Source organism: Streptomyces sp. NPDC042102 (assembly GCF_055582305.1).
Genome location: NZ_JBVJDL010000002.1, coordinates 971,340 through 997,063 on the forward strand (window position 1 = coordinate 971,340; position 25,724 = coordinate 997,063).

A 25,724-nucleotide genomic window follows, 5' to 3' on the forward strand; every position below is an offset into this window, starting at 1 on the left:
ACATACGTGCGTCTTACACCGTATGACTCAAAGGCCCCGGCCCACCCGTTGGTGGGCCGAACTGCTGCTCCTGGGGCTCGTCTACGCCGCGTACTCGGGCGGCAGACTCCTCGCCCGCGGCGACGTGCAGCTCGCCGTCGACCACGGGCTCGCGATCCTGCGTTCCGAGGGCGCCCTCGGGATGGACTTCGAACGGCCCCTCAACCGGCTGTTCACCGACCAGGCCTGGCTGGGCGTACCCGCCGACTTCGTCTACGCCTCGCTGCACTACCTGGTGACCCCGGCCGTGCTGGTCTGGCTCTACCGCCGCCGGCCCGCCCACTACCGGCTCGCGCGCACCTGGCTGGTGGCGTCCACGCTGCTCGGGCTGATCGGCTTCACGCTGATGCCGACCTGCCCGCCGCGGCTGCTGGACGCGGCGCACGGGTTCAGCGACACGATGGCGCAGTACAGCGGGTACGGCTGGTGGGGCGCGGAGGCCAGCGCACCGCGCGGGATGGGCTCGTTGACCAACCAGTACGCCGCCATGCCGAGCCTGCACGTCGGCTGGGCGCTGTGGTGCGGCGTCCTGCTGTGGACGTACGGCCGCCGCCCCCTGGTGCGGGCGTTCGCCGTGGCGTATCCGCTGGTCACGACCCTGGTCGTGATGGGGACGGCCAACCACTACTTCTTCGACGCGGTCGCGGGCGCGGCGGTCATGGGAGCCGGCTATCTGCTGGCCCGGCGGATCGTTTTCCGCCGCGGCCCCACGATTGTCAGTGGCGGATGGGACACTTCCGCGGGTGAGCTCCTACCCGCCCAGCGGCCCTCCGCAGACGACTCTCCGGCAGCGGCTCGCTGACCTGCGCGGCCCCGCCGTGCCGCCCCGCCCGCTCGACGCCCGGGCGCTGGCGGCGCTCGCCGCCAACCCCGGCTGCGGCAGACGCGCCCTGCTGGACGGGGCCGGTGTGGACAAGACCGCGCTGGCCTCGGCCCTGGGCTCGCCCGCGGCCTTCGGCCAGTCGCAGTTCGCGATGATCCGCGGCAATTCCTTCGAGGCCAAGGTGAAGGGCGACGGCGGGGCGGAGCTGCTGCGCCTGGTCCACGAGCACCTCGGCGCCGGGGCCGAGCCGCCCGGCCGGGGCGCCCGCGTCCCCGACCTGACCGCCGCCGGCCCCGAGGGCCGCGCGGCCCGTACGGCGCTGGCGCTGCGCGAGGCCACCGCGGCCGGCCGCGACGAGGGCGCGTGGACCCTGCTGGACCACCCGATGCTGGCGCTGGAGGTGGCGGGCACCCCCGCCTATCTGGAGCCGGACGCCGTGGTGGTGCACCCCGACGGCCGCTGGACGGTCGTCGAGATCAAGTCCTTCCCGATGATCGACGGGGCGGCGGACGCGGCGAAGGTCGGCGCCGCCGCCCGCCAGGCCGCCGTCTACGTGCTGGCCCTGGAGAAGACCGCCGACCTGCTGCCGCAGGCGCGGGTGGGGCACACGGCGCTGCTGGTCTGCCCCAAGGACTTCTCGAACCTGCCCACCGCGGCCGCCATGGACGTCCGCAAGCAGCGCTCCGTCACCCGGCGCCAGCTGGACCGGCTCACCCGCGTCGAGGAGCTGGCCGCCGCGCTGCCCGCGGGCCTGAGCTTCGACGTGGCCCGGCCCGCCGAGGAGCTGACCGAGGCGGTGGCCGCGGTCGACGCGGTGTACGCGCCGGAGTGCCTGGCCTCGTGCGAGCTGGCCTTCCACTGCCGTTCCGCGGCGCGCGCCGCCGACACCGTCACCGCGCTGGGCCGCTCGGTCCGGGGCGAGCTGGGGGCGCTGACCACCGTCGGCGAGGCCCTCGCCGCCGCCTGCGGGGAGGGCGCCGGGGACGACCCGACCGCCGCCGCGCTGTACCGGGCGGCCCGGCTGCGCGCGGAGGCCCTGGAGATCGCGGCCGCCGATCCGTACGAGGTGCCGGAGGCCGTCGAATGCCCCTGCTGAACACGCTGGCCCGGCTGGAGGCCGTGCGCGCGGGCCGGGCCCAGCCGCTGGCGACCGTCCGGCACCGGCACATCGGCGCGGAGCCGCTGGTGTTCGTGCCGCTGACCACGGCCGGTGAGGCCGGCGCGCCGCTGGGCGCGATGGTCGGCACCGACCGGCACGACCCGCGGATCCTCGTCGTACCGCAGCCGCGCGACCGGGACCTGCGCTGGGAGTTCCTGGCGGACCTCGCGGCGCGGGTCATGCCGTACCTCGACGGGTACGCGGACGTGGTGGAGCCGGCCGAGCGCACCGAGACCGACCCGGAGACGGGCAAGCGGGTCAAGGTGGAGACCGAGCTGTGCGTGGACGCGCCGCAGCTGATCGTGCCGAGCCGGGCGGGCATCGAGTACGTCCGGCTGCTGGGCCGGTCGATGCGGTTCCGGCGGACGGCGGAGGAGGACCCGGACAACCCCTACCCGGCGCCCACCCAGGTGCCGCTGCTGGGCCGCTGGTTCACGCACCTGGGCGAGCGCGCGCGGGTGCCGGGCTCCTCGATGCTGCTGTCGGCGACCGATCTGCTGGCGCGGCACTGGGCGACCGGGCAGAGCAACCTGGAGGACCAGCACCTGGGCTCGCTGCTGGCCTGGATAGATCCCCCGGAGGGTGCTTCCGGGGCGGAGGCCGCGCTGCGCGCCGAGCACGGCCGGGACGCCGACGGCCAGCTGCTGGTGCCGCCGGCCGGTCCGGCCACCGACCCGGCCTTCGACAACAAGCTGCTGGCCCCGGCGATGGCGAAGTTCGACGCGGCCCGGGTTGGCGGGCAGCCGCGCGACGCGGACCCGGTGCGGCTGGCCGAGCGGGCGATCCGGCGCCTGGTCGTGGCGCAGATGGCGAACACCTGGTGGTCGGTGTGGGAGGCCGTCGACCTGATGCGCACGCTGCGGCCGGGCGAGCGGGCCGAGGAGCGCTGGACGCGCGACCGCTGGTCCTACACCGGTCACCGGGACCGGGTGCGGGCGGGTGAGCCGCCGCAGCCGCGCCGCGACGACGCGGTGACGGCGGCGCAGAAGCTGGCCACGCGCGAGACCGAGCAGGTCCGCCTGGACGCCCAGGAGGCGCTGGACGACCCGCTGGTGATGGCGGGCCGGCGGCTGGCGGGCGAGGCGTTCGCGGGCGAGGTCACCGAGGTGGTGATGGCGTGGACGGAGTCGAAGCGGCCCAGTCCGCGCCCGCTGGTGACGGTCGCCACGGAGGACACCCCGCAGCTGGCGGAGGCCGGCGGCGGCAAGGTGTTCCGGGTGCTCGACGGCCGGACGCAGGCCGCCGAGTTCGTCCGCTTCGAGGAGGACGGGCAGCTGGTGCTGCGGCTGCTGGACCGGATGGGCCGCGGCCGGGAGCCGGAGCCGGGCTCGGTGCCGGAGAAGGGCGACCGGCTGTGCTGGACGCTGTTCGAGCACGACGCCCGGGGCGGCCCGAAGCTGCCGGACCCGGAGAACACGCCGTGGACCCACGGCGGCCCGCCCGGGTCGCCTGCCGCCACGCTCTTCCCCCACCCCGTTGACGCCGTGACCGACGAGGACATCCTGTGACCGCGACCGCGTTCGACCCGGGCACCGCCGCCGCTCGGGCCACCGAGGCGATCCTCGATGACACGCTCCACGGCACCGAGCGGGGAGTGGTCGTCGACTCCCCGCCCGGCGCCGGCAAGTCCACGCTCGTGGTCCGGGCCGCCCGTGAACTGGCCGGGGCCGGCCGCCGGCTGATGGTGGTCGCGCAGACCAACGCGCAGGTGGACGATCTGGTGCTGCGGCTGGCGCAGAAGGACCCGGAGCTGAAGGTGGGCCGGCTGCACAGCAGCGACGGCGACGCGTACGACCCGGCGCTGCGCGAGCTGCCCTCGGTCACCCTCTCGGCCAAGGCGGGCGATCTGGCCGGGCTGCCGATCGTGATCTCCACAGCCGCCAAGTGGGCGCACACGCAGGGTGTGGAGCCCTGGGAGCACGCGATCGTCGACGAGGCGTACCAGATGCGTTCGGACGCGCTGCTTGCCGTGGCCGGGCTGTTCGAGCGGGCGCTGTTCGTGGGCGACCCGGGGCAGCTGGACCCGTTCAGCGTGGTCGGCGCCGAGCAGTGGGCGGGGCTGTCGTACGACCCGTCGGCGAGCGCGGTCTCCACGCTCCTGGCGCACAATCCGCACCTGCCGCAGCACCGGCTGCCGGTGTCCTGGCGGCTGCCGGCGTCGGCGGCGCCCCTGGTGTCCGGCGCGTTCTACCCGTACACCCCGTTCCGCAGCGGTACGGGCCACGGCGACCGGCGGCTGTCGTACGGCGTGGCCTCGGACGGCTCGGGCCCGGACCGGGTCCTGGACGAGGCGGCGGAGGCGGGCTGGGGCCTGCTGGAGCTGCCCGCGCGGCACACCCCGCGCACGGATCCGGAGGCGGTACGGGCGGTCGCCCTGGTCGTACGGCGCGCGCTGGACCGCGGCGCGGTGACGGCGGACGAGCAGTCCCCGGACCCGCGGCCGCTGTCGGCGGACCGGATCGCGGTCGGCACGGCCCACCGCGACCAGGCCTCGGCGGTCCGCGCGGCGCTCGCCGAGCTCGGGGTCACGGGCGTCACGGTGGACACCGCGAACCGGCTGCAGGGCCGCGAGTACGACCTGACGGTGGTGCTGCACCCGCTGTCCGGCCGCCCGGACGCGACCGCCTTCCACCTGGAGACGGGCCGGCTGTGCGTGCTGGCGTCCCGGCACCGGCACGCGTGCGTGGTCGTGGCCCGGGCGGGCATCGCGGACCTGCTGGACGACCACCCGTCGACGGAACCGGTGCAGCTGGGCGTGACGGTGAAGTTCCCGGACGGCTGGGAGGCCAACCACTCGGTGCTGGCGCACCTGGCGGAACACCGGGTGACGTGGCGGCCGTGAGGCTCGTCAGGGCCCTTCCTCCACCAGCCGCTCGGTGATGGCGTCACCGAGCTGGGTCAGGGCCTCCATCTGGGCGGGGGTGAGCAGGTCGATCAGGTGCCGGCGTACGGAGGCCACGTGGGGCGGGGCGGCCTCGGTGACCGTCCGCAGCCCGGCCTCGGTGAGCGCCACCTCGGCGCCGCGGCCGTCGCAGGCGACCTCCTCGCGGCGGACGAGGCCGCGCAGCTCCATCCGGGTGATCTGGTGGGAGAGCCGGCTGCGCGACCAGAGCATGCGTTCGGCGAGGTCGCTGACGCGGCGGCGGCGACCGGGGCTCTCGCTGAGGACGGACAGCACGTCGTAGTCGGCTTCGGAGAGTGCGCTGTCCTGGCCGAGGTCGCGGGCGATCCGTGCGTTGACCAGGGGGAACATCCGGCGCCAGGCTCGCCAGGCGCGCTGCTCGGACTCCGTGAGCCAGGCGGGCTCGGCGGTCGGCGCGGGTTCCGTCATGCGGAGACTGTAGCCGTTGGGTGACACGTCATCTACCTAGTTGACACATCACACAGTGCCCGCTTTGATCAGTGACACGTCAACTACTACTCCCTATCGGAGGCCGCGCGATGCCGCGTCTGCTCGTCCTGTCCACCAGCACCCGCCCCACCTCCCTCGGCCGCCCCCTCGCCGCCTGGGTCACCGAGACCGCGCGTGCGCACGACGGCTTCGCCGTGACCCCCGCCGATCTCGGCGAGATCGCCCTGCCGCTCCTGGACGAGCCGGAGCAGCCGGCCACCGGCGTCTACACGCACCAGCACACCAAGGACTGGAGCGCGCTGGTGCAGTCGGCGGACGCCGTGCTGTTCGTCATGCCGATGTACAACGGCAGCTTCAACGCCGCGCTGAAGAACGCCGTCGACTACCTCTACAAGGAGTGGAAGGGCAAGGCCGTCGGCCTCGTCAGCTACAGCGCGGGGCCGACCGGGGGCGCGCCGGCCGCCGAGATGATCCGCACCGTGCTGGACCGCATCGGCACCCGTACGGCCGCGCAGGCCCCGGCCGTGGCGGGCATCCACACGCTGGTCGCGGACGGCGCCTTCCAGGCCCCGGAGGGCCTCGGCGGCCAGGTCACCGAGCTGCTCGACGAGCTGGCGAAGCTGGCCGCGGAGGCGTAGGGACCTCACGGGGGTGGTCTTGCGCGGGGTTGGACAATGGTGGATGGCCCGGAAAGCCGGCACCGACGTAGGAGGACAGGCATGGCAGAGCCCGAGCGGAGGCTGCGGCCCGCGCCGCTGCTCTTCGAGCCCGCGGAGGCCGCCGCGGACCCCGAGCACTTCTTCGACCTCGAGTCGATCGAGGACCCGGGCGAGCTGCTGGCACGTGCGACCGAACTGACGCTGGCGTTCCGGGCGGCGCAGGACCGGGCGGTGGAGTTCCAGGCGATCGCCGCCGCACAGCTGGCGGATCCGCGCCGCTTCGACCGGGTGCCGGCGGCCGCGATCGCCGAGCGGGCGGAGTGGACGGAGGACTACGCGCGCAAGATGATCGAGTTCGGCGAAGCCCTTCTCCGCGGGGCGTCGGACCCCGAATAGCGGGGACCCCGCCCCCGGGCCTCCCCGGGACCTCCCCCGGATTCCGTCCGGAGACCCCCGGCTCCTCACACGTCGGCGGGGCCATAGCGCATTCCGGGGGGCGGTGTCCTCCGTTTGCGCAACTCTGCGCAAGCGACCCGGCACGCCCGGTAGACCTGGTCCGTATGACGACGATGCTGACCACGGACACGCGCCCCCACGTCACCCCGGACGGCGCCGCCTGGCTCGCCTCGGCCGCGCCGTACCCCCGCAGCACCCTCGCCCTCTGGCAGGCCCGGCCCGGCGCGCCCGCCGTGCTGCCGTGCGGGACCGTGTTCGACGTCGTCAACGTGCCCGTCGTGTTCGGGCGGCGGATGCTGGACCTGCTGTGGAACGAGGGGCCCGGGTCCGGGCCGGTGGCCGTGCACCGGGGGCGGATGCTGCTCCTCGCCGAACCCGGCACCGCCGACCGGCTGCCCTCGCTGCTGCGCTGGGAGGAGTGGGAGGACGACGTCCCCAGCCCGCTGTGCCACGGCCGCGGGGACGCGGTGACCGTCCCGGCGCTCACCGCCACGCCCGGCCCCTCCCGCTGGCTGGTGGCCCCCGACAGCCGCACCCCCTGGCTGCCCGGCCCCGAGGCCCTGCTGTGGGCCTGCGTCCGCGCCGGACGGGCAGGACGGCCCGGTCGGCCCGGCCTGGCCGGCCAGGCCGGTCGGAGCGACCGCCACCGCGGACCTGCGGATATCGATTTTTCGTTCCGCCGGTCCGGATGCTAATGTCTACCACGTCAGCAGGCGCCGCTAGCTCAGTTGGTTAGAGCAGCTGACTCTTAATCAGCGGGTCCGGGGTTCGAGTCCCTGGCGGCGCACGACAAAAACAAGGCCCCCTTCGCGAGAAGGGGGCCTTGTTCGTCTGTCCACCGGCTACGTCGTGATCTTCACCGTGTACGCGCCCGACCGCGTCCGGTCCGCGACCTCGATCCGGATCCGCTCGCCCGGCACCGCGTAGGACTCCCCCACCTCCAGCGGCGCGTCCGCCAGCGGCGGGTACACCGAGCGGTCCCAGCAGGCCTCCGACTCCGGGTGCGCGTCGAGGACCTCGATCGGGCCGCCGCCCGATGCCGCCTCGTTGCGCACCCGGTAGACCAGCACGCCCTCCGTGCACGTCTCCCCGTCGTTGCCGGCGGAGCCCCGCGCCTCGACGGCGATCGCGCTGCCCGGGCCGGTACGGACCACCGCCAGCCGGGTCCCGCCGCTGCCGCCCCGCGGCGGGGCCTCGCCGAGCGGGACCAGGGTGTGCAGCGAGGAGCCGTTCTGCACGCAGTCCACCTGCGCCGCGCCCAGCCAGCCCAGCTTCCACTTGTGCCAGCCGAACAGGTCCGGGGCCATGCCGAACTGGCTGCCCATGACGTCCCAGTCCCCGACGTACGTGTCCCAGTCCCCCTTGCCGTCCGTCGGCCGGTGGTAGAGGTCGGGCAGGTCGAAGACGTGGCCCGTCTCGTGGGCCAGGACGTTGCGGTCGGGCGGGTGCTGCTCGAAGACGGTCACGATGCGCCGCAGGTCCGTGCCGTCCGCCCGGATCGGACGGTCGAAGTTGACGACCTTGGTGGCGTCGGAGTCCACCCCCGGCGCGTCCGGGTCGGCCACGAAGTAGACGACGTCGTACGCCGAGAAGTCGACCTTCTCGTCCGCGGTGGCGACCGCGTCGCGCAGGTAGGCCGCCCGGTCCTCCGGGGCCCAGTCGCGCTGTATCCCGTACGCGGTGGACGGCTTGGGCATCTGGACCCACTCCGGCTGCGGGTGCGGCACCAGCTTGAACTTCCCGTACGAGGCGCGTTCGAAGAACTCGCTGGTCACCGGGAAGTAGTCGCCCGTCAGCTCCTTCGGCGTGACCCGCGGCCCGGCGTCGGGGAAGGAGAGGAACACCATGACCGCGTTCAGGGTGCGCACGGGCTGGGGGTAGGCACGGTTCCAGGTGTCCAGACCCAGGGAGTGGTGTGCCGCCGTACGGGTGAGGGCGCAGGGCCCGGCCCCCGAGTCGGCGACCGCGGGCCCCGCGACGAGAGACATGGCGGCGAGTGCCGTCAGGGAGGTGAGGGCGGCCGCGGCGCTGCGGGCGCGGTCGCGGTCACGCTCCACTCCCCCGGGTGTCTGCTGTCGCGGCACATCGACCTCCGGTGGTGGTTTTTGCGATAACTCCTCCACCTTGCGGCGACTTACTGCCATATGTCCTGTTCCGCTGCCCCACGCGAGTGAGCGGACGGGCGCGCCGATGACCCCCGGCCTTCACGTCTCGCCTACAGAACGTCACGACCGATCACCTGGGATCAGCTGCGGAGTTTGCCTGCTCAGAGGCGTGCAGAAACGATCGGGCAGCACCCCCCGCCCGTACCGTCACGCTGACGAACTGCCGCCCCACGGACGGCGACGCCGCTGGATAGGCCCGTGCGGGTGCCTCTATGATCGGCACACTTTCCTGCGCGGCCATCACGAGAACTGCGGGAGCGAGCGGTGAGCGGAACCTCAGAGGGAACCGGTTCGGCGGCCGACAGCTTCCGTCCGGCCACTACGGAGCGTTACACTCCGATGGCGGCAGGGCCGTCCCGGAGCGGCTCCGAAATGCGCGACTACCGGGCCGCGTTCAACGCCGCCCACCTCCCGATGGCCGTCGTCGACCGGGACGGATTCGTCGTCGCGGCCAACGACGCGCTGGCCACGCTGCTGGGCACCGAGCCGCACGCGCTCGTCGAGCAGCGGGCCGCCGAGCTCGTGGACCTGGCCGCCGAGGCCCGGACCTGGCAGGCGTACCGGGAGGTGCTGCGCGGCCGGCAGGCGCGGCTGCGCTGCACCCGCCGGCTCAAGCACCCCGACGGGCACTCGGTGTGGACCGAGGTCACGCTGGGGCCCGTACCCGGCAGCCGTGACGTGCTGCTGTCGGTCGCGGACATCAGCGACCGGCGCGACCTCCAGGCCCGGCTGCGGCACCTCCAGATGCACGACCCGGTCACCCGGCTGCCCAACCGGGCGCTGTTCTTCGAACGGCTCTCGGCCGCCCTGGAGTCCTCCTCGTACGAGCACGGCGGCACCGGCCGGATCGGGCTGTGCTACCTGGACCTGGACGGTTTCAAGGCCGTCAACGACACGCTCGGGCACCGGGTGGGCGACCGGCTGCTGACGGCGGTGGCGGCACGCCTGACGACGTGCGCCGACCAGTCGGGGTACGGGCGCACGGGCGGCCACCTGGTGGCGCGGCTGGGCGGGGACGAGTTCGCGCTGCTGGTGGAGGACTCCACGGGCACCGAGCAGCTGGCCGACCTGGCCCGGTCCGTCCTGGCCGCCGTCCAGGAGCCGTTCGACCTGGCCGGGCAGCGGCTGTCGGTGTCGGCGTCGATCGGGGTGGTGGAGCGGACGACGGAGGGGACCTCGGCGACGGGGCTGATGCAGGCCGCGGACACGACGCTGTACTGGGCGAAGGCGGACGGCAAGGCCCGCTGGACCCTCTTCGACCCGGAGCGCAACGCGCACCGCATGACCCGCCAGGCCCTGTCCTCCACCCTCCGGCCGGCGGTCGAACGGGGCGAGTTCGAGCTGGAGTACCAGCCGCTGGTGGACCTGGAGAGCGGGGCCGTGCGCGGGGTGGAGGCCCTGGTGCGCTGGAACCACCCGCAGTTCGGCATGCTGACGCCGAATCGGTTCATCGGAATTGCGGAAGAGGACGGGTCGATCGTCCAGCTGGGGCAGTGGGTGCTGCGTACGGCCTGCCGGCAGGCCCGGCGCTGGCAGATCGAGCACCCCAGCGACTCGCCGGTGTTCGTGTCCGTCAACGTGGCGGTGCGCCAGGTGTGGGACTCCGACCTGGTGGGCGACGTCGCGGAGATCCTCGCGGAGACGGGCCTCGCCCCGCAGCTGCTGCAGCTGGAGCTGACCGAGTCGGCGGTGATGGGCTCGGCCGGGCGCCCGCTCCAGGCCCTCCAGGCGCTCAGCGACATGGGCGTGCGCATCGCCATCGACGACTTCGGCACCGGCTACTCCAACCTGGCGTACCTGAGCCGGCTCCCGGTCTCGGTGCTCAAGCTGGACGGCTCCTTCGTCCGCGGTTTCCGCTACGAGGAGGGCACGCACCCCAACCCGGCCGACGAGACCATCGTCGAGGCCATGGTCCAGCTCGCCCACCGGCTGGGGCTGACGGTCACCGCCGAGTGCGTGGAGACGGCGGGGCAGGCGGCCCGGCTGCGGCGCGTCGGCTGCGACACGGGCCAGGGCTGGCTGTACTCCCGGGCGGTGGCACCGGAACGGATCGCGGAGATGATCGTCACCCGGGAGGCCGTCGCCCCGGCCAAGGGGTAGCCGGGGCGGTACGGGCGGTACGGGGCGCGCGTGGCGGCTCCCCGGCGGCCTGTCCATCCCCACATTTCGGGGGTCGCGGCGAGACGGATCCGGCCCACCCTGAGAAGGGAAAGCGGAACATCCCTCCTCACCGAAGGGAACGGACATGTCTCACAGCGATCTCCGTGAACCCGCGACCGGGAGCACGGCAGGCAGCGCGGCGACGGCCGGATCCGAGCAGGGGATCGAGCCCACCGGCGGGGGCCCGGGCACGGCACAACTGGGTCCGGAGCTGGCCGCCTACTACTACGACCTCCGGGGCCGAGGCGTCTTCGACAGGGTGCTGAACGCCCCCGGCTTCGGGGGAGCCTTCGCGATGGTGCTCGCCAGCGTCACGGAGTTCACCCCCGGCAGCGGCAAGCCCATCATGGGAGACGCGGTCATCAGCCTGCACAGCGTGGTGCCCCTGGACGGGCAGCGCGTGATGGTCCGCGTGGAATCGCGCTGGTCCGCGGACCTCTCGATCAGGGTCCAGCTCCTGTACTTCGTCTGAGCCCGCTCACGGTCCGGAGCATCCGGCAGTCGTGTGACACACCGCCACCCCGCACCCGGAATCCGGGGCGGGGCGGAGGCGTCGCTCGGCGCGGGGTGGGGGGATCAGCAGGCGCCGAGGTCCTTCCAGACACCCCATTCACCGGTGGTGCCCGGCGTCTCGTTCTGCGTCCACCACTGGGCCTTGTACTTGCGGCCGTTGTGGGCGACCTCGCTGCCGCCGGTGTAGACGGTGCCCGCGACGTACGCCGGCGTGGAGCCGCAGCCCGTGGGCGGGGTCGTCGGCGGAGTCGTCGGCGGGGTGGTCGGAGGCGTGGTCGGCGGGGTCGTGGGAGGCGTGGTCGGCGGGACCGTGGTGCCGCCCAGCGCGGTGTTGATCTGGTTCAGCAGCGTGATGTTGTTGTCCAGGCCGAGCAGGGAGTACATCATCGCGCCGGCCAGGCCGCGCTGCTTGCCGTAGTCGACGCGCGCCTGGATCGACTTCTGGTTCAGGCCGGTGAAGAACTCGCCGTCCTTGTAGAAGTACGAGGACTTCGACTGGTCGTCCCAGAAGGTGGTCGCCGGGTTGTCGACGATGCCGCCGAGCTCCTTGAAGTGCGCGATGCCGGCCTGCTGGCTCAGCGGACGGGCGCCCGAGCCGCCGGTGGCGCTCTGCGCGAGGCCGTTGGTGGTGCCGGCGGGCACGCCCTTCCAGCCGCGGTAGTAGAACTCGTAGCCCAGCGTCAGCTTGTTCGCCGGGAAGCCGCCCGTGATGCCGTACGCCGGGTTGCCGTCGATCCAGGAGTCGATGGCGTTGTCGATCGAGTACTTCTCGGTGCCCGGCGCGATCGGGTCGGTCGGGTCGGCCGCCGACGGGTAGAGCGGGGACTGGTGGTACGTCGGCCCGTCGCCGTCCCAGGCGCCGTGCATGTCGTACGTCATGATGTTGGCGTAGTCCAAGTACTGGCCGATCTTGTCGGTCTCGATGTACTTGATCTTGTCCTGGCCGGCCGGCAGGGCCGCGGTCAGCAGGTACTTCTTGCCGCCGCCCGCCGCACCCTCGGCGTCGAGCTGCTTGCGGAACTCCGCCAGCAGGAGGGTGAAGTTGGCCTTGTCCTCGGGGCCGTAGTGGTTGCCCAGGTGGCCGCCGGAGGAGCCCGGGTACTCCCAGTCGATGTCGATGCCGTCGAAGATGCCGGCCGCGGTGCCGGGGCCGCCGAAGCCGCCCTCCACCGGGAGGTCGCCCTTGATGTACTGCTTGATGCAGGAGGCGACGAACTTCTTGCGGGAGGCGTCGGTCTTGGCCGCGTCGTGGAAGTACTTGGAGTACGTCCAGCCGCCCAGCGAGATGTTGATCTTCAGGTGGGGGTACTTGGCCTTCAGTTCCTTGAACTGGTTGAAGACGCCCACGATCGGCTGGTCCCACTTGTCGGCGACGCCGTCGACGCTGTCGGCCGCGCTGAAGGACTTCTGGTAATCGGCGTACGAGTCACCCGCGCCGTCACCGGCGTTGGGGTTGTTGTCGTCGCCGGCGGCCTTGTTCGCCTCGAAACAGGTGAGCTCGGTGGGGTGGATGTTGCCGAACGAGTAATTGATGACGTCCAGCTTGCCCGCGATGCCCCGGGTGTCGAGGTGCTTGGGATAGAAGGCGTTGCCGTACACGCTCCACTGGTCGTAGTACGCGATGCGCACCCCGCCCGCGGCGGCGGTCGTACCCGCGGTGGAGTCGGCGGCGGCGGCCGTGCCGAGACCCGCGAACGCGGCCAGTGCTCCGGCGGCGAGCGCGGCCGTGGCGGCGGCCGCGACAAGGGGTTTACGAATGTGCATGAACAGCCTCCGGATGTGGGAGGGGAGGATGTGACAGCCCGGGTGGAAGCAGTGATAGCGATCACGTGAACACCGCGTCAATGGTTTGAACCAAATAAGGACTAGACCACTCGTGGCGCATTTTCCCAAGTCAGGAGCCTGACGTCACATCAGAAACCGCTCGCCACCCCTGGTGACGAGCGGTTTAAGGCTCCCTTGAGGAGGCCCGGCGCACGGTTTCGGCAACAAACCAGCCAAACCCCGTTCACGCGCCGCCGGCCGGGTCAGGAGGCGGCCGTCGGCATCCCGTACGCATCTGCGACGAGCTCGTACGACCGCAGCCGCGCCGCCCCGCTGTGCGCGTTGGTGGTCAGCATCAGCTCGTCCGCGCCCGTCCGCTTGGCCAGGTCGTCGAGCCCGGACCGGACCTCGTCGGGCGTGCCGTGCACGATCGTGGCGAGCCAGCCCTCCACGAACTCCCGCTCCAGCGGGGTGTACGGGTACGCCGCCGCCTCCTCGGGCGTCGGCACCAGCCCGGGGCGGCCCGACCGCAGCCGCAGCATCGACAGCGCGCCCGTGAGCACCTGGGCCCGCGCGGTGGCCGCGTCCTCGGCGGCGAGCGCGGCGACCCCGATGACGGCGTACGGCTCGTCCAGCACGACGGAGGGGCGGAAGCTGTCCCGGTAGAGCTCCAGCGCGGGTACGGTGCCCGCCGCCGAGAAGTGGTGGGCGTACGCGAACGGCAGCCCGAGCTGCCCGGCCAGGCGCGCGCTGAACCCGGAGGAGCCCAGCAGCCACAGCGGGGGCCGGGCGGCCGGACCCTGCACCGGGCCGGGGACTGCGTGCACGCGGGCGTAGGGGTGGCCGTCGGGGAAGTCGTCGTCGAGGAACCGGGTCAGCTCCGCGAGCTGGCGCGGGAACTCCTCGGCCGCCTCGTCCAGCCGGCCCGGCCCGCGCAGCGCGAGGGCGGTGCGCCCGTCGGTGCCGGGGGCGCGGCCGAGCCCGAGGTCGACGCGGCCCGGCGCCAGGGCCTCCAGGGTGCCGAACTGCTCGGCGACGGCGAGCGGCGCGTGGTTGGGCAGCATCACCCCGCCCGAGCCGAGCCGGATGCGGGAGGTGTGCGCGGCGAGGTGGGCCAGGATCACCGCCGGGGAGGAGCTGGCGACCCCGGGCATGGAGTGGTGCTCGGCGACCCAGTGGCGCTCGAAGCCGCGGGACTCCGCCAGCCGTGCGAGGGCCACGCTGGTGCGCAGGGAGGCGTGGGCGGTGCTGCCGACGCCGACGGTGACCAGGTCCAGCACCGACAGCGGCACCGGCGCCGTGCCGCGGGCCGCGCCGCGGATCGGGTCGGCGGGGGCGGGGGCGGCGGAACCCTCGGTCCGGTGTGCGACGGGATCCTCGGTCCGGTGTTCGGAGGGGCTCTCGGTCTTTGGTTCGACGGGACCCCCGGTCTGGCGTTCGCCCCGTCCCCCGGCGGCGCCCGGCTTCCCCCGGCCCCCGAGCCCGTCCCCGGCGTCACTCATCGTCGCTCCCCTCACATACCGCTCAGGTCAGTCCGCCCGTACGAAGGGATCGAACAGGCTGCGGCGGGCAGTCATTCCCGGTGCACCGGGGCACGGTTCATGACCTTGGCATATGCCATGCGAGTAGCCACTGGCGAAGGGGCATGATTGAGCCATCAATCTCATCAACAGGCGCTCCACATGGGCCTCTTGATGGCTATCGTGGTAGGGCAAGCGGTAACAACCTGCTAGGGGGAAACCGTGGCGCTGAAGCCCGAGCCGACCGCGCCGTTCCACTCGGTGCAGTACGCCCTGCGCGTGCTGGAAACGATCGGACGGCACGCGGGCGGTGTGACCGACGTACAGATCGCCCGCGAGACCGGCCTGCCCGCCGTCCATCTCGCCCCCATGCTCCTCATGCTGCGCCGTGAGGGGTACGTCCTGCAGGTGTCGGACGGCGCGTACACGATAGGTGACTCGCTCGTCCTGCTCGGCTCGGGCATCGACCGCCAGCAGGCCCTGCACAACAAGCTGCAGGAGACCCTGGACCGGCTGCGGGACTCGGTGGGGGCCGCCGTCTACATCAGCCGGTACGTCGACGGCGAGGTCAGGATCACGCAGTTCGCGGACAGCCCGCGCACACCGAAGGTCCACGAGTGGGTCGACTTCCGCTCGGCGGCGCACGCGAGCGCCGTGGGCAAGTGCCTGCTGACGCAGCTCGACCAGAACGGGCGCCGCGACCACCTCTCCCGGCACAAGATCGCCCGTCTGACGTCGAAGACGATCGTCAACGAACGGATCCTGTTCTCGAAGCTGGACTCCCAGCCCGCCACGGTGCCGGTGCTGGACCTCCAGGAGTATGCGGTGGGGACGGTCTGCGCGGCGGTACCGATCACGGCCGGGGCCTCGGTCGGCTGCCTGGCCCTGTCGATGCCGGTCGAGCACGCGCACCGGCTGCGGGCCGCGGCGGACGCGCTGAACCGGAAGGCCGCGCCCCTGCTGCTGTCGCTGACGCTCTAGACGAGCCCCGGGCTTCTGGGACCTGCGGGACCTCTGGGACCTCCGGAAACGCCTCAGGGCGGGTACCGGTGAACCGGTACCCGCCCTGAGCTTCAGGTGCGCCGCCAGGGACTCGAACCCCGGACCCGCTGATTAAGAGTCAGCTGCTCTAACCAACTGAGCTAGCGGCGCCTGCTGACAGAGAAAATACTACCTGGTCCCGAGGGGTGCTCGTGACCACCATCCCGGGGCCGCCAAACGTGACCCCGGTCACCCGGGTCACCCCTGTCGCCTGGGGTCGCCCCGGTCGCGACAGGGCCTAGCGGCCCAGCAGGTCCGCCCGCCCCTGCGCGGCGTACGCGGCGAGCAGCTCCGTCCGGTCCCGGTCGGTCAGCGGGCGGTACGCGGCGGACCCCGGCGGGCGCCACCAGACCGGGTCGGGATGAGCGGCGAAGCCGGCCCGGCGCAGGGCGACCCGGTGGATCTTGTTGGTCGCGGTGACCGGCAGGGCGGCGAGGACCCGTACGTAGCGCGGGGCCATCTTGGTGCCGAGGTCGGGCTGGGCCGCGAGGAAGGCGGTGAACGCCTCCGGGTCGAAGGCGGCGACGCCGTCGCGCAGCGCGAGGGCCGCCATGACCTGGTCGCCCGCCCGTTCGTCGGGGACCGCGTAGACGGCGACGGCACTCGCGGCGTCCCAGCGGGCCAGGATGTTCTCGATCACCGCGGCGGCGAGGTTCTCGCTGTCCACGCGCAGCCGGTCGTCCGTGCGGCCCGCGAAGTAGAGGAACCCCTCGGCGTCGCGGAAGAACAGGTCGCCGGTCCAGTACCAGCCGTCGCGGGTACGGGCGGCCTCCGCGCCGGGGTTGCGCCAGTAGCCCTCGAAGAGGCTGCGGCCCCGGTTGACCAGCTCACCGATGGCCTCGGAACCGTTCAGCAGCCGGCCGTCGGCGTCCAGGCGGGCCGGCGGGCACTCCGCGCCGGTGGCGGGGTCGACGACGGCCAGGTCGTCCCCGGCGCCGGCCCGGCCGAGCGCCCCGGGCGGGGTGTCCGGGGTCCGCTGGACGGAGGCGCCGCCCTCCGTGGCGCCGTACCCCTCGACCAGCCGTACCCCGAACCGCTCCGCGAAGCGCGCCGCGTCCACCGCCCCGGCCTCGGTGCCGAAGCCGAGGCGCAGCGCGTGGTCGCGGTCCTCGGGGCGCGGCGGGGTGGCCAGCAGGTACTGGACGGCCCGGCCGACGTAGGTGAAGTAGGTCGCGCCGTACGCGCGGACGTCGTCCAGGAACGCGGAGGCCGAGAAGCGCCGGCGCAGGGCGACGGAGGCGCCGGCCGCGAGTGCCGGGAGCCAGTCGGCGATGACGGCGTTGCCGTGGAACATCGGCATGCAGACGTAGTGGACGTCGTCCGGGCCGACGGAGAACTGGCGCGCCAGGGAGGCCCCGGCGGCGGCCAGCCGGCCCTGGGTGCAGATGGCGGCCTTGGGCGCGCCGGTGGAGCCGGACGTGAAGTAGAGCAGCAGCCGGTCGGCGGGACCGGGGGCGCGGGCGGCGACGTCCTCGGGGCGGGCGCCGGCGTAGGGGGCGAGCAGGGCGGCGTACTCCTCGGCGCGCTCGTCGCCGTGCTCGCCGCCGTCGGTGACCAGGATTCGTACGCCGGGCAGGTCGAGCCCGGCGAGCAGCGGCAGGTGGGCCTGCTCGGTGACCAGCACGGCGCACTCGGTGTGCAGGATGTCGCGGGCGAGCTCGGGGCCGCGCCGGGTGGGGTTGATCCCGGCGACGGCGGCCCCGGCGAGGGCCGCCGCGCCGAGCCAGAACGGGAACTCGGGGGTGTTGTCGAGCAGCACCCCCACGTGCGGCTGCGCGCCCGGCGGCAGCAGGTCGGCCAGGAGCGCGGCGCGGGCGGCGGCCTCCTGGGCGGTCCGGTGGTGGCTGAGGACGGTGTCGCCGTACCGCAGCCCGGGCCGGTGGTCGCCCCATTGGCGCGTGATGAGCTCCGCGACGGTTCCGGGTGTGGTCCGCATGCGGCCGGAGAGTAGCTGACGAAGGGTCAGAACTGAACGCCGGACCGGACGTCAGAACTGAACGTCAGAACTGGACGTCGGAGCAGGCGTAGAAGGCGTTGGCGGTGTCGTTGATGGTCCAGACGGCGAGGATCAGGTGGCGTCCGGTCTTGCCGCTGGGGAGCGCGCCCTGGTGGGAGAAGGTCATCGGCGGGCGGGCGCCGTTGTAGGCGATGGTCAGGAAGGGCTGGGACTCCAGGGAGGCGCGGGTCAGGGGCTTGGAGGGGTCCCAGCCGTTCTTGGTGACGTAGTACTTGAAGTCCGTGGTGGAGTGGTTGGCGGTGAACTGCCACCGGAAGGTGAAGTTCTGGCCACTGGTCAGCCTGGTGGTGGGCCATGCGCCGCCACGGGGGTCGTCGAGCTCGGCGAACTGACCGTTGCCGCCGGCGCATATCCTGCCGTCGGCGGGGCCGGCGGCCGGGAAGCCCTTGAGGCCCTCGACGCTCTGCGGCTCCCACTGGATCTGACCGCAGTTGGCGACGGTCCTGTTGGCACAGAGCTTCTGGCGACTGATGGGGCTGTCGGTGTAGCCGTGACTGCTCGCGCTCGGGGCCATGAGGAGAGAGGCGCCGGCTATGAGACCGAGGCCGAGCGTGGCGGCGCCGGCCCGTCTGGCGGAGACGGTGCGGGTGTTACGCATGATGCTCCCTTGAACGTGGGGGGATGTCCGGTGAGCGTGCGCACGCGTGGGGAAGTGGGGATGACGGTTCCCCGGTGCGGCCGGCACCGGGGATCCAGGTCTAGACCAAGTCTCAGATTATTGACGCGAGTTGACGTTGTCCATACCAATCGCGGTGCGGGGTGGGGTGTGCCGCTGGGTTATTCGGCGCGGCCGGTGTAGAAGGCGACGGTGAGGTCCTTGACCAGAGCCTTGCGCTCGTAGTCGTCGAGCTCGACCAGGCCCCGGGTGGTCAGCCGGTTGACGGTGTCGTCGACGGCGTCCACGACCGAGGTGAGCACGCTGTCGCGGTGCTTGGCGTCGATGGCGGCGACGCGGCGGCGCTGCATGGCGGCGGCGACCTCGGGCGCGTATTCGATCCGGGTGGGCTGGGCGGAGTACACCTCGACACCGATGGCCTCGGTCTCGAGGGCGAGCATCCGGGTCAGCGCGTCACCGACGGCTTCGGCGTCGCGGAGGGTGGGCGCGTCCTCGTGGAAGGCGTCGGCGGGCAGCTGGGAGAGGACGCGGGCCATGGCGGACTCGACCTGTTCGGCCAGGTACGCCGTGTGGTCGGCGACGGCGAGGGTGGCGCGGGCGGTGTCCTTGACCCTCCAGACCACCTGGACGACGACCCGCAGGGCGAGGCCGCCCGCGTCGACGGCGGGCATGGGCTCGCTGCGCCAGTGGCGGATGCGTACGTCGACCCTGCGGCGCAGGAGCAACGGGCTGATCCAGAGCAGCCCGGCCCTGCGGACCGTGCCCCGGTAGCGCCCGAAGAGGGTGAGCACCCAGGCGTGGCCGACCTTGCCGCGGCCGAGGCCGCCGAGGGCGAGCAGCGCGACGATGCCGAGGAAGGCGAGCGGGGGCCAGTGGTACGCCCGCAGCCCGGCGTACGGCCGGGGCTCGACCCCGAACGCCGCCACCACCTGGGCCGGCAGCACCCCGGCCCGCCACAGCACGCCCGCGCACCCGGCGGCCGCGACGAGCCCGACGAGCACCCCGACCCATCCGGGCAGCACGGGCCCGCGCACCTCCCGCAACCGCGCGTCGCCGAGCGGCACACGGCGCGGGGGTACGGCGACGGGGGGCGTGGTCCGGGGCGCAGCGGGGGTGGGAGCGGTGTCGTTCCGGTGCCCGGTGTCGGGGGTGGGGCCGGGGCCGGGGCCGGTGTTCCGGCTCAGGCCGACCCGGCTGACGGCCTTCCCGGCGACGACGAACGAAGCCGCGGCCCCGGCGAGGGCGGCGGGACCACCGCTGAGCGAGGCACCGGTGAGACGAACCCTGCGGGTGCCGGGGGCGGGGGCGGGGGCGCCGTCCGGCGCGCCCTCGGACGGGGGCACCGGGTGGGCCCCGGTCCCGTCGGCGGTGTCGGGGCGGGACGGAGCGTCGGCGAGGCTCGTCCCGCCTGCCGGGGCGGCGGTGGAAGCGGCGGATACGGGAACACCGTCGGCCGGGGCGGGAACACCGTCCGCGGCGGCCGGGGCGGGGGTTGCACCCGCTGCTCCTTCGGGACGGGGTCGCACCCGGGGCGCGTCGCCGGGCGGGGCCACCGGGAGGCGGGCCGGGCGGGGACCGTGGCCCTCCGGGTCCCGGCCTGTGGCGGCGGCGCCCCGCGTGACGTCGAGGCGGGCAGGCGCGAGCGAACCGTCGTGCGCCGTCCCCGTGCCGACTGCCGCAGCCCCGGAGAGCGGGGCCGCGGGGGCCGTGACAGCTTGGCGGGAAGCCACGTGGGGTGCGCCGTCCGCGGTGACCGGGCCGAGGGCCGACGGGGCCGGGGAGGCCGCGCCGGCGGCAGGGCCGCGGAGAACGGCGGGAACGGGTGTGGCGGCGGGGCCGGTGTGGGCCGCTGCCGGGGCGGGACCGGTGTCCGGGCGCCCGGTGAAGCCCAACGGGCGGACCGGCAGGGAGGCGTGCGCCGCGCCCTCGGCGCGTGGGTGGCCACCGGGGGCGGCGTCCGTCGTCTCCCCCACGAAGCCGTGTGCGACGGGGCCGGGGTCCGGCGCGGAACCGTCGTACGCCGGGGCCGCGGCGATGCCGATGTCGGCGCCGACATCGGATACGTCCCTCGGCTGGGGTCCGGCGGACCGCACGGGGCCCGGCACGACGTACGGTTCCGCGTCGGCGTGGACGTCCGCCTCGGGTGCGGCGCGGCGCACCGGGTCCGGCGTGGAGAGGGCCGCCGGGTGGGCGGCGTACGGGTCCGCGGAGGGGCCGCCGGTCCGTCCGTCGGCCGCGAGCGACCGCGCCGCGTCCATGACGTCCGGGCCGGAAGGGGCCGTGTGTCCGGGCACGGAAGCGGCGGCCCAGCCGGTGGCGAACACCGGGTCGTCGGTGAACGCCCTCGTCGACGGCTTCCCGGCGCGTCGGCCAGCGGCCGCCGACTCCGCCGAGGGCAGCGGCGAAGGGGCACGCCCTTCGTCCGCCGGAGGGCGGGTGTCCCGGGCGGACCCGGCCGGGCCCGCGTATGCCGGCCGCGGGCCGTCGCCGGCCACCGGCCGCACGGACCGATCGGCCGCCGTGGACTCCGCGTCGGCGCGAGCGCCCGGGCGGAGCCCGGCCACTGGGCCTGACGCCGCCGATCCGGCGGACGTCGCCTCCCGGCCGTCGACGGCCACCGGCTCCGCCGGGGCGGAAGCGTGGGGTGCCGGGAACCCGGCGGGCCCGCCGGCCCACGCGGGTGCGGCCGGGGTCTGCGGGTGCGGGCCCGACGGCCGTGGCGGGCGGGCCGCCGAGGGACCCGCGGGAGGGGTCGCAGGGGGCGGTGCGGCGGGCGGCGGCGGTCCCGGGGTGGCGGCCGGGGCCGGGAGCGGGTCGTCGACGGAGGCGGTGGGGCGCGCCGGGGTGCGGGGGGCCGCGAACGGCAGGTCCGCCGGGACCTCCGTGACCAGGCTTCCGCCGACCGCCGGCAGCCGCGGCAGGTCCGGCGTGTCCGCCTCGGCCATCGCGTGAGCTACGGCCTGCGCCACGGCCACCTCGACCCCGGGCGCGGGGATCCGCCCGTACTCCGCGGCCCGGGCCCCCGGCAGGTCCGCCTCCGGGACGGCCCAGGCCGGGACCACCCCGTACCCCGAGCTGACCGGTGCCGCGGGCGGCAGCGGCGGCGACAGCGGTGATGACAGGCGTGACGGGGGCAGCAGCAGGGTGCCCGTCGTGAACGTGGTGCGCGTGGGGTACATCGTTGCCTCCGTCATGCGAACAGCCGGCGCCAGGTTTCCGGGCCCGGGTAGCCGTCGGCCGAGGCGCCGCGCCAGCCCTGGGCGCGCTGGAAGGCCTCGACGTTGCGGCGGTCGGCCTCGGTCCAGCGGGCGCCCGGACCGGAGGTGTAGTGCGTACCGAAGCCCTTCTTGCGGAGCTGCCGCCCCAGCGCCTCGATCGAGGGGTGGCTGCTGCCCGGGCGGAAGACCGCCGCACCCGGGAACGCCGGGATCGGGTGCCCGGCGCCGACGACGGGACGGGCGCCCGGGCCCGTGGCGGGGCGGACACCGTTGCCCGTGACCGGACGGGCACCGTTGCCCGTAGCCGGACGGGCCGCGTTGCCCGCGACCGGACGGCCCGCGTTGCCCGTGACCGGGCGGGCACCCTTGCCCGTGGCCGGGCGGGCGCTGTTGCCCGTGGCCTGGGCTGGCGTGCCGGTGCGGATCGGGACGATGTCCTTGCCCTGTTTCTGCACCAGCAGGCGCCAGGTGTGCTCGCCCGGAATGCCGTCCGCGTCCGCGCCGGTCCAGCCCTGCGCCTGCTGGAAGGCCTGCGTGGCCAGCCGGTCGGCGTCACTCCACTTGGTGCTGGCGCCCTTCGGGTAGAAGCGGCGGCCGCCCCGGTCGATCAGCATCCGGCCGAGCTGGGCGACGTACTCGTTGTCGGCGCCCGGCCCGAACTTCGCCGCGCCCGGGAACGCCTGCGAGATCGACCCCTGGGCGGCCGGCCCCGTCGGCGGTTGCGGCTGGGGCTGCGGCGTCGGCTGCGGCTGGGGTTGCGGCTGGGGCTCGACGCCGCCCGTCACGCCGGTGAAGCGGTACGGGAGGTACTTGGCCGAGTTGTTCCAGTACCCGTACGGCGTCGCCAGCTTCCGCGTGTTCGGCTTCGTCTGCTCGTACGCGACGTAGTGCGTCCGGGTGTCGTCCACCCACCCGCCGAAGATCACGACGTGCGAGCCCTTGTTGGGGTCGGCCGGGTTGTGGAAGAGCAGCATGTCACCGGGGAGCAGCTCTTCCTTGGTGATCTTGGTGGCGAACTTGTCCAGGCTGCCGGTCCACTCGTTCGTACCAAGGTTCCACGCCATCGAGACGTAGCCGGAGCAGTCCTGCCGGTAGCCGTCCGTCCAGTACTTCTCCATGCTGTAGGGGACCTCGGCGTCCAGCCACACCTTCGCCCGGTTGATGATCGTCGCCCGGTCGATCCGCTTCGCCGCCCCCGGCGCTCCCGCCTGCGGCCCGGGCCGGCCCGGCCGGCCGTGGAGCGGGGACCGCTTGCCCTGGGGCGAACCGGGCGGATCCTCGGCCTGCGGGGGATCGGTCCGCGGGGCGTCGGTCCGCGGGGCGGCCGGGACGGCGTCCGGGGTCAGGGCCGCGGCCGTCCCCACGCCGCCGATGCCGGCGCCACCGCCGCCGCCCAGCACCACGCCGGCCGCCGTGGCCAGCACCAGCGCGCGCCGGGCGCCGTGCGCGGCGGGGTGCCCGCCGTCCCGCAGCGCTATGGCCGGCGCCCGGCGGCGCTCGGCGCAGCCCTGGCAGGCGCAGTCGCCGGCGGGCTCGTACTCCTCGAAGACCGGCATCGGCATCTGCGGCTGTTGCATGCCCAACCCACTCCCCTGCTCGTCCACGTCTCGGTCTCGTCCCGGGCGGCAGCCGACAGCGCGCATCTGGCGGGGCGTCAGATACGGATCGACCGAGAGATATCGTGCACGAAAACCCCTCGAATATTCGTTAATCGGACAAGTCGGGCGTGGCTGGTCACGGACACCGCGAAACGTGGGGTAGAGTTTTCTCTGTCAGCAGGCGCCGCTAGCTCAGTTGGTTAGAGCAGCTGACTCTTAATCAGCGGGTCCGGGGTTCGAGTCCCTGGCGGCGCACAGACGGAAGAAGCCCCTCGCGCGAGCGGGGGGCTTCTTCGTTGTCCGGGGCGGGACGTAGCCGGGGCGTACCGAGGCGGGCGGACCGGTGGGGCTCACACGTCGCGCGCGACGCCGCCCGTTCCCGTCAGGTACGCCGACACCACCACGTTCGCCGTGTACTGCTTGGCCACCTTGTCGTACGTCCCCCCGCACGTCACCAGGCGCAGCTCAGCCCGCCCCTTGACCCGCGACCCGTACGCCTTGTGCGGGTCGAAGGCCTGCCGCTCGTAGACCTGCACGTCGTCGACGGTGAACTCGGCCACCGTCCCGTCGTCCCGCACGACGCGCACCTTGTCCCCCGGCCGGGCCGTGCTCAGCCCGTAGAAGACGGCCGGCTTGGACTCGGTGTCCACGTGCCCCACCAGCAGCGCGGTCCCGGCCACGCCCGGCCGGGTGCCGTCGGACCACCAGCCCACGGTGCCCGGCCTGTCGTACGGCGGGGGGTCGATCGCGCCCTGCGCGTCCAGGCCGCGAGCGATCACCGGGGCCTGGATGCGCAGCGACGGGACGTCCAGGCGTTGCGGCAGGCCGGCGGCGGTCTGCGGGGCGTGCGCGGCGGGCAGGCCGACGACGTACGCCGAGCCCGCGCCACCCGGGTCCGGGGGCGGCGCCTCGGTGATCTCCCGGCCCCACAGCCACAGCCCCAGCACGAGGACGGTCCAGGCGGCGGTGGTCAGCAGCCGGCCGCCGCCGGTGGCCCGGGGCTCCTCCGTCATCCGCGGGCCCCCTCGCTCACTCGGCGCTGCGGCGGCGGCGCATGGCCAGCGCCTTGCCGGCGACGGCGAGCGTGGCGACGGCGGCCAGTACGGCACCGATCACGGTGTGGGGCAGGCCGGGGCCGTCACTGTCGTGCTGCTTCTTCGCGGTCGACGCGGCGAGCTCGGCGGACATCCCGCCGCCGCCCGCGTGGACGGGCCAGACGGGCGTGGGGCGGTGATCGGGCCGGTGTTCGCCGTGGTGGTCGCCCTGGTGCCCGCCGCCGTGGCGGACGATCTGGATCGAGCCGGTCGCCTTGTCGTGACGGCCGTCGCAGTTCACCCGGATGGTGTGCCAGCCCGGATCGGCGTGCGCGCGGATCTTCGCCTCGCCGAACAGCGGACTGCCGTGCCCCTCGCGGCCGAAGAGCTCGGCGTCGGCGACGAAGACCGGGGACTTCGCCCAGCCGCGGCGGCCGTCGCAGCCGTGGACGCGCAGCTCGACCTCCTCCCCGGGGCGGGCGGTGGAGGGGCTGACCGAGACCGTGCCCCGGTTGCCTTCGTTCGCCAGCGCGGCGGGAACGGTCACGGCGGAGACGGCCGTCAGGACGGCCGCGGCGCCGGTGACACGGAGAGCGAGCAGAGCAGTGCGCATCGTGAACCTCCTCGTCCCAGAAGATTCACTCGCAGAGCGCCGCTCCGCATCCGGAGCGGCGCGCCGCTGGTCCGTACGGGTTCAGCAGACCGGCAGCCCGTCAGACCAGGTCGACGAGGTCCGCGATCGAGTCGACGATCTTGGTGGGGCGGAAGGGGAACTTCTCGGTGTCGTCGACCGTGGTGAGACCGGTCAGCACGAGGAAGGTCTGCATGCCCGCCTCCAGACCCGCCAGCACGTCGGTGTCCATCCGGTCGCCGATCATGGCGCTGGACTCGGAGTGCGCGCCGATCGCGTTGAGGCCCGTACGCATCATCAGCGGGTTCGGCTTGCCCGCGAAGTACGGCTTCTTGCCGGTCGCCTTGGTGATCAGCGCGGCGACGGCGCCGGTCGCCGGCAGCGGGCCCTCGGTGGAGGGGCCGGTCTCGTCGGGGTTGGTGCAGATGAAACGCGCACCGGCGTTGATGAGGCGGACCGCCTTGGTCATGGCCTCGAAGCTGTACGTGCGGGTCTCGCCGAGGACGACGTAGTCCGGCTCGTGGTCGGTGAGCACGTAGCCGATGTCGTGCAGCGCGGTCGTGAGGCCGGCCTCGCCGATGACGTACGCGGTGCCGCCCGGGCGCTGGTCGTCGAGGAACTTCGCGGTGGCGAGGGCGGAGGTCCATATGTTCTCGACGGGCACGTCCAGGCCCATGCGGCTCAGGCGGGCCTGGAGGTCGCGCGGGGTGTAGATGGAGTTGTTCGTCAGCACCAGGAAGGGCTTGCCGGACTCGCGCAGCCGCTTGATGAAGGCGTCGGCGCCGGGAATCGGGGTGCCCTCGTGGATGAGGACCCCGTCCATGTCGGTGAGCCAGGATTCGATCGGCTTGCGCTCTGCCACGACTTCTCTCCGCTCTGCGGTGGCCTCTGACCTCTGGGGTCGGTTGGTCTCGACCACCCTATCGAGGTCGGGCGAACGGGTGACCCCGCGTCCGAAC

The 25,724-nt window shown here is 73.8% G+C and carries 21 protein-coding genes and 3 tRNA genes; 12 read left to right on the forward strand and 12 right to left on the reverse strand.

All coding sequences use genetic code 11. The annotated features are described in order from the left end of the window. Positions 1-22: 22 nt before the first annotated feature. From ACZ6KO_RS12410 to ACZ6KO_RS12425, 4 genes are read left to right on the forward strand one after another with little or no spacing between them, the layout of a single operon-like run. Positions 23-841, forward strand: a complete 819-nt coding sequence (locus ACZ6KO_RS12410; RefSeq protein WP_469303455.1) for a phosphatase PAP2 family protein — start codon at positions 23-25, stop codon at positions 839-841. Beyond that, positions 783-1,958, forward strand: coding sequence for a hypothetical protein (locus ACZ6KO_RS12415; protein WP_469303458.1), 1,176 nt, complete (start codon positions 783-785; stop codon positions 1,956-1,958). The genes ACZ6KO_RS12410 and ACZ6KO_RS12415 overlap by 59 nt, the downstream gene beginning before the upstream one ends. Next, the gene (locus tag ACZ6KO_RS12420) at positions 1,946-3,529 is read left to right on the forward strand and encodes a hypothetical protein (protein WP_469303460.1); all 1,584 of its coding nucleotides are present in this window, start codon (positions 1,946-1,948) and stop codon (positions 3,527-3,529) included. Before ACZ6KO_RS12415 ends, ACZ6KO_RS12420 begins: the two co-directional genes overlap by 13 nt. Further along, complete coding sequence (locus ACZ6KO_RS12425) at positions 3,526-4,863, forward strand: AAA domain-containing protein (RefSeq protein ID WP_469303463.1); 1,338 nt, start codon at positions 3,526-3,528, stop codon at positions 4,861-4,863. Before ACZ6KO_RS12420 ends, ACZ6KO_RS12425 begins: the two co-directional genes overlap by 4 nt. A gap of 6 nt (positions 4,864-4,869) precedes the next feature. On the opposite strand, the gene ACZ6KO_RS12430 is transcribed toward ACZ6KO_RS12425, so the two are convergent. Further along, positions 4,870-5,352 carry a MarR family winged helix-turn-helix transcriptional regulator gene (locus tag ACZ6KO_RS12430; protein WP_469303465.1) on the reverse strand — a complete coding sequence of 161 codons (483 nt, stop codon included), beginning with the start codon at positions 5,350-5,352 and terminating at the stop codon, positions 4,870-4,872. 110 nt (positions 5,353-5,462) lie between these two features. On the opposite strand from ACZ6KO_RS12430, the gene ACZ6KO_RS12435 reads away from it, so the two are divergent. The 4 genes from ACZ6KO_RS12435 (at position 5,463) to ACZ6KO_RS12450 (ending at position 7,275) form a co-directional block, all read left to right on the forward strand. Continuing rightward, positions 5,463-6,011 (forward strand): NADPH-dependent FMN reductase, encoded by a 549-nt coding sequence (locus ACZ6KO_RS12435; RefSeq protein WP_469303467.1) that lies wholly within the window; start codon positions 5,463-5,465, stop codon positions 6,009-6,011. A gap of 81 nt (positions 6,012-6,092) precedes the next feature. Next, positions 6,093-6,428 carry a hypothetical protein gene (locus ACZ6KO_RS12440; RefSeq protein ID WP_469303469.1) on the forward strand — a complete coding sequence of 112 codons (336 nt, stop codon included), beginning with the start codon at positions 6,093-6,095 and terminating at the stop codon, positions 6,426-6,428. Positions 6,429-6,592: 164 nt separating this feature from the next. Next, entirely contained in the window at positions 6,593-7,183 is a 591-nt protein-coding gene (locus ACZ6KO_RS12445) for a bifunctional DNA primase/polymerase (RefSeq protein WP_469303471.1), read from the forward strand. 18 nt (positions 7,184-7,201) lie between these two features. Then, positions 7,202-7,275: transfer RNA gene (locus tag ACZ6KO_RS12450), tRNA-Lys, on the forward strand. A gap of 55 nt (positions 7,276-7,330) precedes the next feature. Here the strand turns inward: ACZ6KO_RS12450 and ACZ6KO_RS12455 are convergent. Then, positions 7,331-8,572, reverse strand: a complete 1,242-nt coding sequence (locus tag ACZ6KO_RS12455; RefSeq protein WP_469303474.1) for a M6 family metalloprotease domain-containing protein — start codon at positions 8,570-8,572, stop codon at positions 7,331-7,333. A gap of 453 nt (positions 8,573-9,025) precedes the next feature. On the opposite strand from ACZ6KO_RS12455, the gene ACZ6KO_RS12460 reads away from it, so the two are divergent. Continuing rightward, complete coding sequence (locus tag ACZ6KO_RS12460; RefSeq protein WP_469303477.1) at positions 9,026-10,753, forward strand: putative bifunctional diguanylate cyclase/phosphodiesterase; 1,728 nt, start codon at positions 9,026-9,028, stop codon at positions 10,751-10,753. A gap of 145 nt (positions 10,754-10,898) precedes the next feature. Beyond that, positions 10,899-11,285: a hypothetical protein gene (locus ACZ6KO_RS12465; RefSeq protein ID WP_469303480.1), complete on the forward strand. Its 387-nt coding sequence runs from the start codon at positions 10,899-10,901 to the stop codon at positions 11,283-11,285. Between the two features lie 104 nt (positions 11,286-11,389). Here the strand turns inward: ACZ6KO_RS12465 and ACZ6KO_RS12470 are convergent, their stop codons facing one another. Together ACZ6KO_RS12470 and ACZ6KO_RS12475 are read right to left on the reverse strand one after the other, a co-directional pair. Beyond that, complete coding sequence (locus ACZ6KO_RS12470; protein ID WP_469303482.1) at positions 11,390-13,090, reverse strand: glycosyl hydrolase family 18 protein; 1,701 nt, start codon at positions 13,088-13,090, stop codon at positions 11,390-11,392. Between the two features lie 263 nt (positions 13,091-13,353). Next, the gene (locus ACZ6KO_RS12475; protein ID WP_469303484.1) at positions 13,354-14,592 is read right to left on the reverse strand and encodes an LLM class flavin-dependent oxidoreductase; all 1,239 of its coding nucleotides are present in this window, start codon (positions 14,590-14,592) and stop codon (positions 13,354-13,356) included. Positions 14,593-14,832: 240 nt separating this feature from the next. On the opposite strand from ACZ6KO_RS12475, the gene ACZ6KO_RS12480 reads away from it, so the two are divergent. Further along, positions 14,833-15,591, forward strand: coding sequence for an IclR family transcriptional regulator (locus ACZ6KO_RS12480; protein ID WP_469303486.1), 759 nt, complete (start codon positions 14,833-14,835; stop codon positions 15,589-15,591). A gap of 97 nt (positions 15,592-15,688) precedes the next feature. Here ACZ6KO_RS12480 and ACZ6KO_RS12485 read toward each other — a convergent pair. The 5 genes from ACZ6KO_RS12485 to ACZ6KO_RS12505 all read right to left on the reverse strand — a co-directional run bounded on the left by ACZ6KO_RS12485 (position 15,689) and on the right by ACZ6KO_RS12505 (position 23,064). Continuing rightward, positions 15,689-15,762, reverse strand: a tRNA-Lys gene (locus ACZ6KO_RS12485). Positions 15,763-15,889: 127 nt separating this feature from the next. Further along, positions 15,890-17,587 carry an AMP-binding protein gene (locus ACZ6KO_RS12490; protein ID WP_469303488.1) on the reverse strand — a complete coding sequence of 566 codons (1,698 nt, stop codon included), beginning with the start codon at positions 17,585-17,587 and terminating at the stop codon, positions 15,890-15,892. Between the two features lie 64 nt (positions 17,588-17,651). Further along, a complete protein-coding gene (locus tag ACZ6KO_RS12495; protein ID WP_469303490.1) occupies positions 17,652-18,266 on the reverse strand; it encodes a lytic polysaccharide monooxygenase auxiliary activity family 9 protein in 615 nt (204 codons plus the stop codon). 179 nt (positions 18,267-18,445) lie between these two features. Further along, on the reverse strand, positions 18,446-21,463 hold the full coding sequence (locus ACZ6KO_RS12500) for an SPFH domain-containing protein (RefSeq protein WP_469303492.1): 3,018 nt from the start codon (positions 21,461-21,463) through the stop codon (positions 18,446-18,448). Positions 21,464-21,474: 11 nt separating this feature from the next. After that, the gene (locus ACZ6KO_RS12505; RefSeq protein WP_469303905.1) at positions 21,475-23,064 is read right to left on the reverse strand and encodes a peptidoglycan-binding protein; all 1,590 of its coding nucleotides are present in this window, start codon (positions 23,062-23,064) and stop codon (positions 21,475-21,477) included. Positions 23,065-23,281: 217 nt separating this feature from the next. Between ACZ6KO_RS12505 and ACZ6KO_RS12510 the strand changes: the two genes are divergently transcribed. Further along, positions 23,282-23,355, forward strand: a tRNA-Lys gene (locus ACZ6KO_RS12510). Positions 23,356-23,450: 95 nt separating this feature from the next. Here the strand turns inward: ACZ6KO_RS12510 and ACZ6KO_RS12515 are convergent. The 3 genes from ACZ6KO_RS12515 to ACZ6KO_RS12525 all read right to left on the reverse strand — a co-directional run bounded on the left by ACZ6KO_RS12515 (position 23,451) and on the right by ACZ6KO_RS12525 (position 25,627). After that, entirely contained in the window at positions 23,451-24,113 is a 663-nt protein-coding gene (locus tag ACZ6KO_RS12515) for a class F sortase (RefSeq protein ID WP_469303494.1), read from the reverse strand. Positions 24,114-24,129: 16 nt separating this feature from the next. Continuing rightward, positions 24,130-24,747, reverse strand: a complete 618-nt coding sequence (locus ACZ6KO_RS12520; protein ID WP_469303496.1) for a hypothetical protein — start codon at positions 24,745-24,747, stop codon at positions 24,130-24,132. Positions 24,748-24,847: 100 nt separating this feature from the next. Beyond that, positions 24,848-25,627, reverse strand: coding sequence for an HAD-IIA family hydrolase (locus tag ACZ6KO_RS12525; protein WP_469303499.1), 780 nt, complete (start codon positions 25,625-25,627; stop codon positions 24,848-24,850). Positions 25,628-25,724: the final 97 nt, after the last annotated feature.